Below are 14,790 nucleotides of genomic sequence, written 5' to 3' on the forward strand. Positions count from 1 at the left end.
CCTTGGGACGTGAACCCCGACCAGATCCTGATCACCACCGGCTCGCAACAGGCGCTGGACCTGATCGCCAAGGTGCTCATCGACTCGGACAGCCGCGTGCTGGTGGAGACCCCCACCTACCTGGGCGCGCTGCAGGCCTTCACGCCCATGGAGCCCACCGTGGTGTCCGTGGCCAGCGATGACGAAGGCGTGCTGGTGGACGACCTCAAGACCAAGGTGGGCACAGGCGCCGACAAGGCCCGCTTTCTGTATGTGCTGCCCAACTTCCAGAACCCCACCGGCCGCACCATGAGCGATGCGCGCCGCGCCGCGCTGGTCAATGCCACCGCCGAACTGGGCCTGCCGCTGGTGGAAGACAACCCCTACGGCGACCTGTGGTTTGACAACCCGCCACCCGCACCACTCCCGGCCCGCAACCCCGAAGGCTGCATCTACATGGGCTCGTTCTCCAAGGTGCTGGCCCCCGGCCTGCGCCTGGGCTTCATGGTGGCACCCAAGGCCGTGTACCCGAAGCTGCTGCAGGCCAAGCAGGCGGCCGATCTGCACACCCCTGGCTACAACCAGCGTCTGGTGGCCGAAGTGATGAAGGGCGGCTTCCTGGACCGCCACGTACCCACCATCCGCGCGCTGTACAAGCAGCAGTGCGAGGCCATGCTGGCCGCATTGACGAAGGAAATGCAGGGCCTGGACGTGCACTGGAACCGCCCCGACGGCGGCATGTTCCTGTGGGTGCGCCTGCCCGAGGGCATGAGCGCCGTGGAGCTGCTGCCCAAGGCGGTGGAGCGCAACGTGGCCTTTGTGCCTGGCGCGGCTTTCTATGCCGACAATGCTGACCCGCGCACGCTGCGCCTGTCGTTCGTGACCTCCACGGCCGAGCAGATCGCCACGGGTATCGCTGCGCTGGCCGCGGCAATTAGAGGTGCCACCCCCTGAGCGGCTGCGCCGCTTCCCCCTCTCTCTACGCGCTGCGCGCTACGGGAGGGGGACGCAGCCAGCGGCCTGGCCAAGCCAGTTCCGCGGCTACCTCACGTGGCCGCGCCCGCAGCACACACCAGCGATGGCGCAACTCACCATGAAAGTCAATCAAGCATGCTAAGGATATGGGGACGCCTGTCGTCCATCAACGTGCGCAAGGTGGTCTGGGCAGTGCAGGAACTGGGGCTCTCTGCCGTGCAGCGCACCGACGCTGGCGGGCAGTTTGGCATCGTGCGCGAGCCGCGTTACCTCGCCCTTAACCCCAACGGTCTGGTGCCGCTGGTCGAAGACGACGAAACGGGCGTGACGCTGTGGGAATCCAACCCCATCGTGCGCTACCTGTGCGCCCGGCATTCGCCAGCCGGCCTGTACCCCGAAAGCCTGCGCGATCGCTTTGTGGCCGAGCAGTGGATGGACTGGCAGCAGACGACGCTCAATCCGGCCGGGCGCGACGCCTTCATTCAGTGGATCCGCACGCCCGCTGCGCAACGCAACGACGCGCTGATCGCCGCCTCCGTGGCCGCCACCGAACCCTTGATGGCGATGCTGGACGCCCACCTGGCCCGCCAGCCCTTCATGGCGGGCGAGCGCTTCACCATGGCCGACATCCCCGTGGGCTGCGAAATTCACCGCTGGTGGGGCCTGCCGCAGGAGCGCCCGGCACGGCCGCATCTGGAGCGGTGGTACAACGCGGTCAGTTCGCGCCCCGGCGCCCGGGGCGTGCTGGACCTGCCTCTCTCCTGACTCCGAAGCCACCATGCACCAGCGCCCCTTCAAGCAGATCGACGTGTTCAGCCACCGCCCCGGCTACGGCAATCCGGTGGCCGTGGTGCTGGATGCTGAAGGCCTGGACGATGCGGACATGCGCCGCTTCGCCGCCTGGACCAATCTGTCGGAAACCACCTTTCTGCTGCCACCCACCGAGGCGGGACGCGCCGCGGGAGCGGACTACCGGCTGCGCATCTTCAGCCCCAATGGCGAGCTGCCCTTTGCAGGACACCCCACACTGGGCACCTGCCACGCCTGGCTGCAGGCGAGCAACGCCCCAAGCCAGAACGGCATGGTGATCCAGGAGTGCGCGCTGGGCCTGGTGCGCATTGCGCATGCCGATGGCACCTTGGCCTTTGCCGCGCCCCCGCTCAAGCGCAGCGCACCCAGCCCGGCGCTGGTGCCGCTGATTGCCAGTGCCCTGGGCCTGCGCCCGCACCAGATCCTGGGCGCGCAGTTGCTGGACAACGGCCCCGTGTGGCTGGGCCTGCTGCTGGACAGCGCCGAGACCGTGCTGGGCTTGCGCCCCGACCATGCGCGCCTGAAGGACCTGGGCCAGGACGTGGGCGTGATCCACGTGGGGCCCACAGCCGCCGACACCCGCCAGCCCGGCGCCGTGGTGCGCGCCTTCGCCGCCCCCATGGGCAACCCTGAAGACCCGGTCACCGGCACCCTGAACGCCAGCCTGGCCGAATGGCTGATCGCCGACGGCCTGGCGCCCAAACGCTACCTGGTGGCCCAGGGCGAATGCCTGGGCCGGGCCGGGCGCGTGCATGTGCGCCAGGACGAGCATCACCAGATCTGGGTTGGCGGCCAGGCCGTCACCTGCATCGAAGGAAAAGTACTTCTATGACCCCCTGAGCGGCTAAGGCTCGGTGGCTCGCGCCAGAGGCGCGGCCTCTTCGGCCTGTCCGAGCCTGCGCAGGCAGGCTCGGAACCTCAAGCCTCAGCCCCAAGGGGGCGCACCCGGTGGCCTGGCAAAGCCAGTTCCACGGGTGCACTGGTCTGCGCCGCGCCAGTTTTTGACATGCGGCCCTTGCGAAGGATGAAATCGCCCATGCACCAACGCCCTTTCCAGCAAGTTGACGTCTTCACCGAGCAGCCCTACCGCGGCAACCCGCTGGCCGTGGTGCTGGACGGCACGGACCTGTCCACCGAAGCCATGCAGGAGTTCACGAACTGGACCAACCTGTCCGAAGCCACCTTCGTGCTGCCCCCCACGCCCGAGGGCCGTGCCGCCGGGGCCGACTACCGCGTGCGCATCTTCTGTCCTGGGCGCGAGCTGCCCTTTGCCGGCCACCCCACGCTGGGCAGCTGCCACGCCTGGCTGAAGGCCGGCGGCCAGCCGCAGGCGGCGGGCAAGGTGGTGCAGGAATGCGGCGTGGGCCTGGTCACGCTGCGCCAGGACGGCGCGCGCCTGGCATTTGCCGCGCCGCCGCTCATCAAAAGCGGTCCGCTGGCCGAAGAAGATGTTGCCTTGATTGCGAAGGGCCTGGGCGTGGCGCGCAGCGATATCCTGCACCACGCCTGGTGCGACAACGGCCCCAACTGGCGCGGCGTGATGCTGCGCTCGGCCGAGCAGGTGCGCGCGCTCAAGCCCGATGCCAGCATCCTCGGCCAGCTGGATGTGGGCGTGGTCGGCCCGCGCGGAAAAGTGGGAGTGATCGGCAGCACGGACGCCGAAGGGATTGCATTTGAAGTGCGCGCCTTCTTCCCCGGCAACAACGGCCTGGCCGAAGATCCCGTCACCGGCAGCCTGAACGCAGCCCTCGCGCAGTGGCTCATCGGCGCGGGACTGGCCCCCGCGCAGTACGTGGCGGCCCAGGGCACATGCCTGGGCCGGGCGGGGCGCGTGTATGTGCAGCAGGACGGCGACACGATCTGGGTGGGCGGCAGCAGCGTGACCTGCGTCTCCGGCGAGGTGCTGTTGTGACCGCCGCCGCAGTGCACGCGCCCTGCGTGGACCACCTCGTCGTGCTCGCGGCCGACCTGGCCAGCGGCGTGGCCTGGTGCGAGCGCAGCTTCGGAATCACCCCCACGGCCGGTGGCGAGCACCCGCTGATGGGCACGCACAACCGCATCTTCAATGTGTCCAGCCCCGCGCACCCGCGCGCCTATCTGGAAATTATTGCTATCAATCCAGGAGCTTCCAGCGCTCGTCCAGCAAGCGCCAGGCGCTGGTTTGACATGGATGACGCCACCCTGCAGCAGCAGGTGGCCGCACACGGCCCACAGCTCATCCACTGGGTGGCCAGCGTGCCCGACGTGGCCGAGCGCTGCGCCGCCCTGGCCGCGCTGGACATCGACCGCGGCCCCGTGCTCACGGCCAACCGCCCCACGCCCAACGGCCTGCTGCAGTGGCAGATCACCGTGCGCGAGGACGGCCTGCGCCTGATGGACGGCTGCCTGCCCACGCTCATCCAGTGGGGCGCCGTGCATCCCTGCGACAGCCTGCCCGCGTCGGGCGTGCAGCTGCAGTCCCTGGCCCTGCAGCACCCGCAGGCCGCCACGCTGCAGGCGGCGTGCGATGCCATCGGCGTGGCGAGCTGCGTGGGGGTTGCCGCCGGTGGCGTGCCCCGCATCACCGCGCAGCTCAGCACCCCGCGCGGGCCTGTCGCCATCACATCCTTCACCCCACAGGCCTGACCACCATGCTGTTTTCGCCGCAAGAACTGCTTTTCTTCGCCCTGGCCGCGCTGGTCCTGGTGCTTACGCCCGGCCCCAACATGGTGTACTGCGTCTCGCGCAGCCTCACCCAGGGGCCGCGCGCCGGACTCATCTCGCTGGCGGGCGTGGTGCTGGGCTTTGTGGTGCACCTGCTGGCGGCTGCCTTGGGCCTCACCGCGCTGCTGGCTGCCGTGCCGCTGGCGTTTGACGCCATCCGCTACGCTGGTGCCGCCTACCTGCTGTGGATGGCCTGGCAAGCCGTCAAGCCCGGCGGCGCCGCGCCGTTTGAAGCGCGCAACCTGCCGCACGACAGCCCGCGCACGCTGTTCCTCATGGGCTTCATGACCAACCTGCTCAATCCCAAGGTCGCGATGTTCTACCTGTCGTTCTTCCCCCAGTTTCTGCACCCCGAGCGCGGCCAGCTGCTGCAACAAAGCCTGACGCTGGGCACGGTGCAGATCTGCACCAGCGCCGCTGTGAACTCCTTGCTGGTGCTGGGCGCCGCGCGCGTGGCGCTGTTCCTCAACCGCAATGCTGCCTGGACGCGCGCCCAGCGCTACTTCATGGGCACCGTCCTCGGTCTGCTCGCCCTCAAACTGTTGACGGAAAAGAAAGCCGCCGCATGAACACCCGCCTCGACCCCACCGCCCTGCTGCCCACCCTGTCCGACATCGAAGCCGCCGCCGAGGTGGTGTACCGCGACTTCGCCGCCACGCCCCAATACCGCTGGGGCCTGCTGAGCCAGCGCCTGGGCACCGACTGCTGGCTCAAGCACGAGAACCACACCCCCGTAGGCGCGTTCAAGATCCGCGGGGGCCTGACCTACTTCGACCAGCTCGCCCAGCGCGGCGCGCTGCCCGCCGAGGTGATCAGCGCCACACGCGGCAACCACGGCCAGAGCATGGGCTGGGCCGCGCGTCGCCACGGCGTGGCCTGCACCATCGTCGTGCCGCGGGGCAACTCGGTGGAGAAGAACGCGGCCATGCGCGCTTTAGGCGTCACCCTCATCGAACACGGCGACGACTTTCAGGAGGCGCGCGAACACGCCATCCAGCTCGCCGCCCAGCGCGGCGCCCACATGGTGCCCAGCTTCCACCCCGACCTGCTGCGCGGCGTTGCCACCTACTGGTGGGAGTTTTTGCGCGCCGTGCCGCAGCTGGATGTGGTGTACGTGCCCATCGGCCAGGGCTCGGGCGCCTGCTCGGCCATTGCCGCCAAGCTGGCCCTGCAGCACCCCGTGCGCGTGGTGGGCGTGGTCAGCAGCCATGCCACCACGTATGCCGATTCGCTCGCCGCAGGCCGGGTGGTCGAAGCCCCGGTAACAACCCAGCTGGCCGACGGCATGGCCTGCCGCGTCGCCGATGCCGAGGCGCTGGCCGTGCTGGCCCCGCACATCGACCACATCGTGCAGGTGAGCGACGCCGAGGTTGCCGCCGCCATGCGCGCGATCTTCACCGACACGCACAACGTGGCCGAGGGAGCGGGGGCGGCGGCGCTGGCAGCGGCGTTGCAGGAAAGAGACCGCTTGAAGGGCCTGAACGTGGGGCTGGCGTTGACGGGCGGCAACGTCGATGCGCCGGTGTTCGGCGGCGTGCTGGACTTCGCGCGCCCATGAAAAGAAAAAGGGGCCTGCCGCCCCTTTTCCTCACCATCCATGGATGGAGACGCCGCTGGCCTGCGCCTTACTTGACGGGCGGGCTGCATTTCCCGCCCTGGGCCATCTCCAGCTTGGCAACGTCGGCCTTGCCCTGTGCTTCGGACACCTGTTCCAGGTCAGCCCCGCCCACAAACACGCCCATCTTGATGAACTGCCGAATGAAGTAGTTCTTGCCCGACTCGAAGAAGAGTTCGAGCTTGTTGGGTGAAAACTCCGAAGCCGTCTCTACCGTGTGCTTCTTCCCACCCTCGACTTGGGCGTAGAAAAATACATCCGGCGCACTGGCGCCCACGCATGCGCCGTCGATGCGCAAGTCCTTGATCAGCGCCCGGCCCAGTGCACTGTTGCGATAGAGATAGACGCCAGCCTTGCCCTCGGGCGGTTGCTGGAATTCCTTGGCCTTGGCGGACTGTTCTTTGGAAGCCATGTCGACCGATGCGCAGCCGGTCATCAGCACGGAAAGTGCCAGCGCGAGATAAGTGATTTTCTTCATTGGTGTGGATTAAAAGACAAGCAAGATCCACTGGCCGAACTCCGGGGTCCGCCTCCCTCTGGTCTTGCGGCGGAAATTGTAGTGACCACCAAGGCGCTCGGGTTGCTATAAATTCAATAGCATCAGTCGCTCCAGCGACAAGTGCGTGAACATGGTTTGGCCACAATCTGCACATGGGAACCCTCTATCTCGTGCGCCACGGCCAGGCCTCGTTTGGCGCGGATGACTATGACGTGCTCAGCCCCCGCGGGCGGCAGCAGGCCGTGCGCCTGGGCGAGTACTGGCGCGCGCGCGGACTGGCGTTTGATGCCGTGATGACGGGCACCCTGCGTCGCCACACCGAAACACTGGACGGCATTGCCGAGGGCCTGCAGACCCTGCCGGAGGTCACGCGCTGGCCCGGCCTCAACGAGTACGACAGCCATGCGCTGATCGCCGCCATCCACCCTCAGCCCCTGGGCAAGGCCGACACGCCCGAGCGGTACCGGGCGCACTTTCGCATCCTGTGCGACGCGCTGGCGCAGTGGATGGCCGGCGTCATCAGCCCTCAGGGAATGCCCAGCTGGCTCGAATTTTCCAGCGGCGTGCGGGCCGTGCTGGACCATGTGCGCCATCACCACGCGGGCCAGAACGTCTTGCTGGTGAGCAGCGGGGGGCCCATCTCCGCCGCGGTCGGTGAAGTGCTGGGCACGGCGCCCGAAGTGACCATCGCGCTGAACATGCGCATCCGCAACAGCGCAGTGACGGAGTTTTCCATCTCGCCCAAACGGCTGATGCTGCAGACCTTCAACACGCTGCCGCACCTGAACGAGGCGCCTCACCTGGAGTGGATCACGCACGCGTGAGGCCCATTTTCTTGAGGCAGTCTTTCCGGTCTCAACAGCTGGTATGCCCAGCGCAGGCAGCTATCGAAAACTGAGGTTGCGGACGTGCTGGCTGCGGCCATGGGGCCGCGCCTGCTGCTACGAATCGGACCGCGCGTTACCTGGGGCTGGCAATCAGGGCCCTACCACTCGAGCGCCAGGAACCGGGTTCCCGGAACCGGGTTGAAACTCACCGGCTCTGCCTCGGCAAAGCCCAGCGATTCATAGAGCCGCTGGGCCGCGACAAACTCGGGAAGCACGTCCAGGCACATGCGCCGGTAGCCCGCCTGGCGGGCAACGCGCAGCATCTCTTCGACCAGCCTTCGCCCCAAGTCCATTCCCCGGGCTGCTGGCCGCACATACACACGCTTGAGCTCACAGGCGGCGTCATCCACACGGCGCAGGGCCGCGCAGCCCACCACGCCGCCGTCGATGACGGCCAGCAGGACACAGCCGTCGGGCGCCGCATACTTGCCGGGCAACGCTGAGAACTCCTGCTCATAGTCCTGAAAGTCGAGATTGGCGGCGGGACTCTGGACATACTCCCGAAAGATCGCGGTGACCGTGGGCAGGTCATCGGGAAAGATGGCGTGGCGGATCATCGGCACGCAGGGTGGAGACGATGGGGGTTGCACACCCGCACTCATTCGGTGTCGGGGCGCAAGGTCTGCAGCGGCAGTTGCGCCAGTTCCTGCAACAGCGCCACCAGTTGCTGTGCCGCGGCCTCCACGACCGCCTGCCCCTTGGCAGCCGTGGCCGCCGCCGCATTGCCCACCGCGCCGGCCGGGTGGTAGTCCTGCATCTGCCAGCCCAGCTTGGCGCTCTTGCCATTGCCCAGAATCGCGTAGCGCTCCGAGCGGTCCTGCGAAGTAGAGCGGAAATCCCGCGCATGCTCCATGCGTACCGTGCCGGGGGCCAAGTGGAGCATCATGGATGTCTCGATCTCGCCCGCATGGATGCCGAAACGGTGCTCCTGGGCGCTGAACTGGCCGGCCACCGCATCGGGCAACGGCAGGCTGAACCAGCTGGCGCTGTAGACGATGAGGCCGCAACGCGTGCGCAACTCGCGCGCCACGATGTCCATCACACTCACCTGGCCGCCATGGCCGTTGAACAGCAGCAATTTCTTCACGCCCGCACGGGCCACGCATTCGCCGATCTCTGTCCACAGCGCGATCACCGTGGAGGGTGACAGGGTGAGTGTGCCGGGGTAGCGGATGTGCTCGGGGCTCAGGCCCACGTTCTGCGGCGGCAGGAAGAGCGCGGGCAGGTCGGCAGGCAGTTGCGGCAGCGCCGCATCGACCACCCCTTGCAGCAGGGTGGCATCCACCGACAGCGGCAGGTGCGGGCCGTGCTGCTCGACAGCCGCTACGAGCAGCACGGCGACCACCCTGTCGGCCTGGCCGCTGGCCTGCAGCGCGGCAAAGTCGCGGGTGGACAGCTCAGCCCAGAAGCGGGAAGGCAATGTCGGGGCAGCGGCAGATGGAGGCGCGGCAGAATCGGTCATGGTGCGATGTTAGAGCCTGTTGACGATCTCCCAGGGGTCGCGCAGGGTTGGAGCGAAATCGGGCTGATGAACTCTGAACTTTGACGCCCGGGCTGCTTGCATGGGCATGAGCCCATGCGGCGCACCCGAAGCATCCACGTCCATCACGATGGCGCTCCAACGCGACCCCTGCGAGATGGTCAACAGGCTCTTAGCGCCCGCCGCTACCGCAGCGCTGTGGTAGCCAGCCAATATGCAAAGTGGCCTGCGCCCATCGCCAGCATCAGCGCCAGGGCCATGCCGCTGACGCGCACGGCCAGACCCCGGTGCCGCTGCCATGCGCGCACACCCAGCGCCATGGCGCTGCCTCCAGCGGCCAAAACCGCCCAAAGCATCCACACCAGGCCCCGGCCCAGGCAGCCAAAGCTTTCGCAGTACAGCGTGAAGCCGTAGTACGACAGGGCCACCAGCAGCGCGCACAGCATCAGCAGCAGACCGTCCAACACCCAGGCCATCCGCTGGGCCGTGCGCGAAGGTGGTATGGCGGCAGCGGTGGAAGCAGGTGCGTTCATGAATGCCTCGGCAAGAGATGCCCGCCAGCTTAGCGCCGGGCTACGCACCCCGCGCTGCCGCCCATCCCGCTACCATCGCCGCATGACCCACGACCTCTTCCGCCAAGACGCCTACCTGCGCGAATGCAGCGCCCACATCACCGCCACCGCCGAAGCCGGCATCGTGCTGGACCGGACCGTGTTCTACCCCCTGGGCGGCGGCCAGGCCGGAGACAGTGGCGTGCTGGTGCTGGAGGACGGTACCGAAATCACCATCGCCGACACCCGCAAGGGCAAGGACGCCGACGGCCATCCCACCAGCGACATCGTCCACATCCCCGCCCCCGGGCAGGAAGACCGCGTGGCGCAGCTGGCGCCTGGCATGGCCGTCACCGCCCGCATCGACTGGGAGCGCCGCCACCGCATGATGCGCCTGCACACGACATCGCACCTGCTGTGCCATGTGGTGCCGCAGCTGGTCAACGGCTGCTCCATCACGCCCGACTATGCGCGGCTGGATTTTGCGATGACCGACCCGCTGGACAAGGAACAGCTCACTGCCGCCATCGCCACCCTGGTCGCTGCTGCGCACCCGCTCACCGTGGCCTCGATCAGCGACGAAGAACTGGACGCCAACCCCGCCCTGGTCAAGAGCATGAGCGTGCAACCCCCGCGCGGCACGGGGCGCATCCGCACCATCCGCATCGGCGGCGAAGGTGGCGCGCCACTGATCGACCTGCAGCCCTGCGGCGGGACGCACGTGGCCAATACGTCAGAGATCGGCCCCATCGTGGTGACCAAGATTGAAAAGAAAAGCGCCACCACCCGCAGGGTGGTGCTGGGCTTTGCCCAGTGAGCGAGGCGAAAGCGCTTTTCTTTGGGGTGCACTCATTTGTGCACAGCACAAGTGAGGGCGCACCAAAAGACATGGTCCTGAGCCACCACCCGCAGGGTGGTGCCGTGCTTTGCCCAGTGAGCGAAACAACGACCTGCGCGCTCGACCGTCAACAATCTTGAGCCACCGCACCCGCCAGTTGCATTGGCTTACGCAGGGGGGCGAACAACAGGGACAATAGCGCCCGCGCGCAGCACCAGCCTGACTGACCTTGGGGCTGTGATGACCGGTTCCTCCAGAGCTGCAGCGCTCACCCTTGCCCTGCCGCCATGCCGATCTCCCTGCGCCCTGTCTCGTTCGCCTCCCTGCGCCAGCACCGCTGGTTCCGCCCTGCCGTTCGCGCATTGGTCGGTTTGATCGTGTTCTGGCTCGTGGCCTGGATCGCCGTGCCACCCCTGGCCAAGGGGCCGCTGGAACGCGCGGCCTCCGAGCAGCTGGGCCGGCCCGTCACCGTGGGAGCCGTCGACTTCAAGCCCTGGAGCCTGGAGTTCGCGCTGCGCGACGTGGCCGTGGCGGGTGCCGACGGTGCACCGCCGCAGCTGACCATTGGCCGTGTTTACGCCGATGGCGAGTTGCAGTCGCTGCTGCGCTGGGCGCCCGTGGTGGATGCATTCACCATTGAGAACCCCGCGCTGCGCCTCACCCACCTGGGCGACGGCCGGTATGACGTGGACGACATTCTTGCCAGGCTCACGGCGCCAGCCGATGCATCCGAGCCCGACACCGGCCCCGCTCGTCTGGCGCTGTACAACCTGGCGCTCTCGGGCGGCAGCGTCGACTTCACCGACAAAGCCGTGGGCAAGACCCACGAGGTGCGCGCGCTGGCCCTCACGGTGCCTTTCATCAGCACCCTGCCCTCGCAGCGCGACGTGAAGGTGGAGCCCCACCTGGCGTTCGCGCTCAACGGCAGCCACTTCGACTCGTCCGCCCAGGGCACGCCCTTTGCGCAGACCGGCCAGGCCGACGCGCAGCTGCGCCTGGACGGGCTGAACCTGGCGCCCTACCTGGGCTACCTGCCCGCCAACCTGCCCATCCGGGTGCAGAGCGCCACCCTGGATGCGGACGTGAAAGTGGCTTTCGAGCAGCACCCGCGCATGGCCTTGAAGCTCAGTGGCAGCGTGCAGGCCGGCAAGGTGCACCTGACCGACCGCCAGGGCGCCGACCTGCTGCGCTACGAAAGCCTCAAGATCGACATGGCCGACGTCCGCCCACTGGAGCAGGTGGTGCGCCTGCGGCATGTGGAGCTGACGGAGCCGGTGGTCACGGCCACGCGCGACGCTGCGGGCCAGATCAACCTGGCGCAACTGGCGCTGCCCGCACAGTCCTCTCTGCCACCAGCCCCGGGCAAGCCCGAAGCCCCAGAGGCAGCCGAGGCCTCTGCGAGCACTGCATCGGCCCCGGCGACCCCCGCCTCCCAAGGCAACGGCAAAGCAAAAGTCAGGGCCAAGGCCCCCAAGGCAGCACCCGCATGGGTGGTGGAGGTGGCTACGGCCGCCGTGCGCGGTGGCACCCTGCGCTGGGCCGACCAGACCACGCGCCCGGCAGCGGCGCTGCAGGCCACCGAGTTCACGCTCGACGCCACCGGCCTGGCCGTGCCTTTCGCCAAAGAGAACGCCAAGCCCTTCACCTTCCAGGGCGGGCTCAACCTGCAGGGCAGCCCGCTGCGCTTTACCGGCGAAGCCACCGACCAGAAGGCCGTCGTCCGCGCCACTCTGAACGCGCTGCCGCTGCAAATGGCGGCCCCCTACCTGGCCCAGACGCTGGAGCCCATGGTGACCGGCCAGCTCACCGGCGACGTCGGCGTGCAGTGGCAGGCGCCGTCATCCCAGGCCGGCCAAGCCGCGCAGGCAGGCGCCACGGGCATCACGATCCAGGCCGGGCCTTTGGCGCTGGAACAGCTGGCCGTGAAGCAGGGCAAGGCCACGCTGGCCAGCCTGGGCAAGCTCGAGATCGCCGGAGCCGAGGTGCCGCTGGACACCCGCACCGCCACGCTGGAGCGCTTGGCCATCACGCAGCCGCAGTTGGCGGTGGAACGCGGTGCGGACGGGCGCTGGATGTTCGAGCGCTGGCTCAAGACCACACCTATCGCCGCCACGCCCGCCGCGCCGGACACTACCGCCGCCGGCTCTGCCCCGCCCACCGGCGCCGCTCCGTGGAAGCTGCGCGTAGCCGACTTCTCCCTGCAAGGCGGTACCGTCTCGCTGGCCGACAAGGCAACGCAGCGCCCGGTGGCGCTGGAGGTGACCGCCCTGGGCATCACCGCCCGCAATCTGGCCACTGACGGCAGCAAGCCTGAAGCTTTCCAGCTCACCGCCCGTGCAGCGGCGCCAACCAAGGGAAGCAGCGCCAGCAAGGCTGCGCCCGGCAAGCTCGATTACCAGGGCACGCTGGCGCTGCAGCCACTGGCCATGCAGGGCGCACTGGAGGCCAGCCGCCTGCCCCTGCACACGCTGGACGGCTACCTGGCCGACCAGCTGGCAGTGGAACTGCTGCGCGCTGATGTGGGCTACCGGGGACAGGTCGCGCTGGCGCAGACGGACAAAGGCACCAGCCTGCGCCTGTCGGGCGATGCGGTGATCGAGGAACTCCAGGCCAACAGCACCGCCGCATCGACACCCAAGACCGAAGCCCAGGTGGGCGAGGAGCTGCTGGCCTGGAAAAGCCTGAACCTGCGGGGCCTCTCGGTGGCCACCGCGCCAGGCACCGCGCCGCGCGTGGAGGTCAAGGAGACCAGCCTGGTCGACTTCTTCGCGCGCATCACGGTCAACGAAGCCGGCCGCATCAACCTGAGCGACATCGCCAAGACCCCGGCCGAAGCCCAGGCGGCCAATGCCGCAGCCGCAGCCACCACGGCAGCGGCGCCCGCAGCCTCCGCCCCCGCCTTGGCGGCATCCACGGCCTCCGCCGCTGCCGCCGTAGCCCAGTCCAACCCCCTCGCCCCCGTGGTGGTGTTTGGCCCGGTGAGCCTGGTCAACGGCAAGGTGCTGTTCTCCGACTTTTTCATCAAGCCCAACTATTCGGCCGACCTGTCCCAGCTGACCGGCAGGCTGAGCGCGTTTTCATCCGAGGCGCCCGGTGGCGAGCCCGTGCTGGCCGACCTGGAACTGCGCGGCCGCGCCGAGGGCTCGGCATCGCTCGAAGTCACCGGCAAGCTCAACCCCCTGGCCAAGCCGCTCGCGCTCGACATCGTGGGCAAGGTGCAGGGCCTGGAGCTGCCGCCGCTCACGCCCTACTCGGTGAAGTACGCCGGCCACGGCATCGAACGGGGCAAGCTCAGCATGGACGTGAACTACAAGGTGTTGCCCAATGGCCAGCTCACGGCCAGCAACCGGCTGGTGCTCAACCAGCTGACCTTTGGCGAGCCGGTGGAGGGCGCCCCCAACAGCCTGCCTGTGAAACTCGCCGTGGCCCTGCTGGCCGACCGCAACGGCGTCATCGACCTGGACCTGCCCATCAGCGGCTCGCTGAACGACCCGCAGTTCCGCCTAGGGCCGGTCATCGGGCGGATCATCGTCAACCTGATCGGCAAGGCGCTCACCGCGCCATTCAGCCTGCTGGCCAACGCGCTGGGGGGCAGCGGCAGCGAGATGAGCCACGTGGACTTCGCGCCGGGCAGCGACGCGCTCTCACCCGAGGCGCGGGAGAACCTGGACAAGGTGGTCAAGGCCCTGGCCGACCGGCCCACGATCTCGATCACCGTGACCGGCACCGCGAGCCTGGAGGCCGAACGCGAAGGCATGCAGCGCGAGAGCCTGCAGCAGTTGGTGCTGGCCGAAAAGCGCCGCGCGAACCCCGCCGACACCGCGCCCGTCTCGCCCGCCGAATACCCCGCGCTGCTGAAAGAGGTGTACCGCCGCGCCGACATTGCCAAGCCGCGCAACCTGATCGGCCTGGCCAAGGACCTGCCCGTGGCCGAGATGGAAGCCCTGCTGCTGGCCCACCAGCGTGCCACCCAGGGCACGGCGGCCGAGCTGGCACAGAACCGCGGGGAGGCGATCCGCGACTACCTGCTGTCGCAAAAACTCCCGGCCGACCGGATCTTCGTGGCCGCCCCCAAGGCGGGCACCCAGCCCAATCCTTCGCCCCGCGCAGAACTGAGCCTGAGTACCCGGTAGCCCCGGGGCAATGTGCTGGCTGTCGTGCGGGTTGCGAGGGGCGCGCTGGTTCTTGGACCCTGTTCAAGGTCTTCCCGGGGACCGCGCACAATGGCGGGTCACTGGAATCGACAGGCGGGTGCCGGAACCAACGGCGCGGCGCCTGCTCCCACACCGCAACCATGCTCGACCGCCTACTCCATCGCCTGGCCCATCGCCTGGCGTTTACTCTGCTTTTGATAGCTGCCAGCGCTTATTGGACAAGCGCCAGTGCCCAATTTAGTGCAAAAACCAACCGCCAGTCCACCAGCGTGGTGACCACGCCATACGTGCGCGCCGAG

Annotated in this window: 14 protein-coding genes; 10 read left to right on the top strand and 4 right to left on the bottom strand. The window is 68.3% G+C overall.

The annotated features are described in order from the left end of the window. From MRY84_RS19680 to MRY84_RS19710, 7 genes are all read left to right on the top strand, one after another. Positions 1-933: PLP-dependent aminotransferase family protein (locus tag MRY84_RS19680; protein ID WP_291507380.1), on the top strand; the 933-nt coding region annotated here is incomplete at its 5' end. A gap of 156 nt (positions 934-1,089) precedes the next feature. Next, positions 1,090-1,719: a glutathione S-transferase gene (locus MRY84_RS19685; protein ID WP_291507381.1), complete on the top strand. Its 630-nt coding sequence runs from the start codon at positions 1,090-1,092 to the stop codon at positions 1,717-1,719. A gap of 13 nt (positions 1,720-1,732) precedes the next feature. After that, on the top strand, positions 1,733-2,596 hold the full coding sequence (locus tag MRY84_RS19690; protein ID WP_291507382.1) for a PhzF family phenazine biosynthesis protein: 864 nt from the start codon (positions 1,733-1,735) through the stop codon (positions 2,594-2,596). Between the two features lie 204 nt (positions 2,597-2,800). Further along, the gene (locus MRY84_RS19695) at positions 2,801-3,676 is read left to right on the top strand and encodes a PhzF family phenazine biosynthesis protein (protein WP_291507383.1); all 876 of its coding nucleotides are present in this window, start codon (positions 2,801-2,803) and stop codon (positions 3,674-3,676) included. Next, complete coding sequence (locus tag MRY84_RS19700; RefSeq protein ID WP_291507384.1) at positions 3,673-4,389, top strand: VOC family protein; 717 nt, start codon at positions 3,673-3,675, stop codon at positions 4,387-4,389. The genes MRY84_RS19695 and MRY84_RS19700 overlap by 4 nt, the downstream gene beginning before the upstream one ends. A gap of 5 nt (positions 4,390-4,394) precedes the next feature. Beyond that, complete coding sequence (locus tag MRY84_RS19705; RefSeq protein ID WP_291507385.1) at positions 4,395-5,036, top strand: LysE family translocator; 642 nt, start codon at positions 4,395-4,397, stop codon at positions 5,034-5,036. Continuing rightward, positions 5,033-6,025 carry a threonine dehydratase gene (locus MRY84_RS19710; protein WP_291507386.1) on the top strand — a complete coding sequence of 331 codons (993 nt, stop codon included), beginning with the start codon at positions 5,033-5,035 and terminating at the stop codon, positions 6,023-6,025. The genes MRY84_RS19705 and MRY84_RS19710 overlap by 4 nt, the downstream gene beginning before the upstream one ends. 67 nt (positions 6,026-6,092) lie before the next feature. On the opposite strand, the gene MRY84_RS19715 is transcribed toward MRY84_RS19710, so the two are convergent. Beyond that, the gene (locus MRY84_RS19715) at positions 6,093-6,560 is read right to left on the bottom strand and encodes a DUF2846 domain-containing protein (RefSeq protein ID WP_291507387.1); all 468 of its coding nucleotides are present in this window, start codon (positions 6,558-6,560) and stop codon (positions 6,093-6,095) included. A 173-nt stretch (positions 6,561-6,733) separates the two neighbouring features. Between MRY84_RS19715 and MRY84_RS19720 the strand changes: the two genes are divergently transcribed. Further along, positions 6,734-7,405, top strand: a complete 672-nt coding sequence (locus MRY84_RS19720) for a histidine phosphatase family protein (protein WP_291507388.1) — start codon at positions 6,734-6,736, stop codon at positions 7,403-7,405. 161 nt (positions 7,406-7,566) lie between these two features. On the opposite strand, the gene MRY84_RS19725 is transcribed toward MRY84_RS19720, so the two are convergent. The 3 genes from MRY84_RS19725 to MRY84_RS19735 all read right to left on the bottom strand — a co-directional run bounded on the left by MRY84_RS19725 (position 7,567) and on the right by MRY84_RS19735 (position 9,481). Next, on the bottom strand, positions 7,567-8,031 hold the full coding sequence (locus MRY84_RS19725; protein ID WP_291507393.1) for a GNAT family N-acetyltransferase: 465 nt from the start codon (positions 8,029-8,031) through the stop codon (positions 7,567-7,569). A gap of 35 nt (positions 8,032-8,066) precedes the next feature. Beyond that, entirely contained in the window at positions 8,067-8,930 is an 864-nt protein-coding gene (locus MRY84_RS19730) for a creatininase family protein (protein WP_291507389.1), read from the bottom strand. A gap of 203 nt (positions 8,931-9,133) precedes the next feature. Beyond that, positions 9,134-9,481 (bottom strand): hypothetical protein, encoded by a 348-nt coding sequence (locus tag MRY84_RS19735; RefSeq protein ID WP_291507390.1) that lies wholly within the window; start codon positions 9,479-9,481, stop codon positions 9,134-9,136. 82 nt (positions 9,482-9,563) lie between these two features. On the opposite strand from MRY84_RS19735, the gene MRY84_RS19740 reads away from it, so the two are divergent. Further along, on the top strand, positions 9,564-10,316 hold the full coding sequence (locus tag MRY84_RS19740) for an alanyl-tRNA editing protein (RefSeq protein WP_291507391.1): 753 nt from the start codon (positions 9,564-9,566) through the stop codon (positions 10,314-10,316). 308 nt (positions 10,317-10,624) lie between these two features. Continuing rightward, complete coding sequence (locus MRY84_RS19745; protein WP_291507392.1) at positions 10,625-14,470, top strand: DUF748 domain-containing protein; 3,846 nt, start codon at positions 10,625-10,627, stop codon at positions 14,468-14,470. The last annotated feature ends 320 nt before the right edge of the window (positions 14,471-14,790 follow it).

This window comes from Acidovorax sp., assembly GCF_022763525.1.
GTDB lineage: Bacteria > Pseudomonadota > Gammaproteobacteria > Burkholderiales > Burkholderiaceae_C > Acidovorax.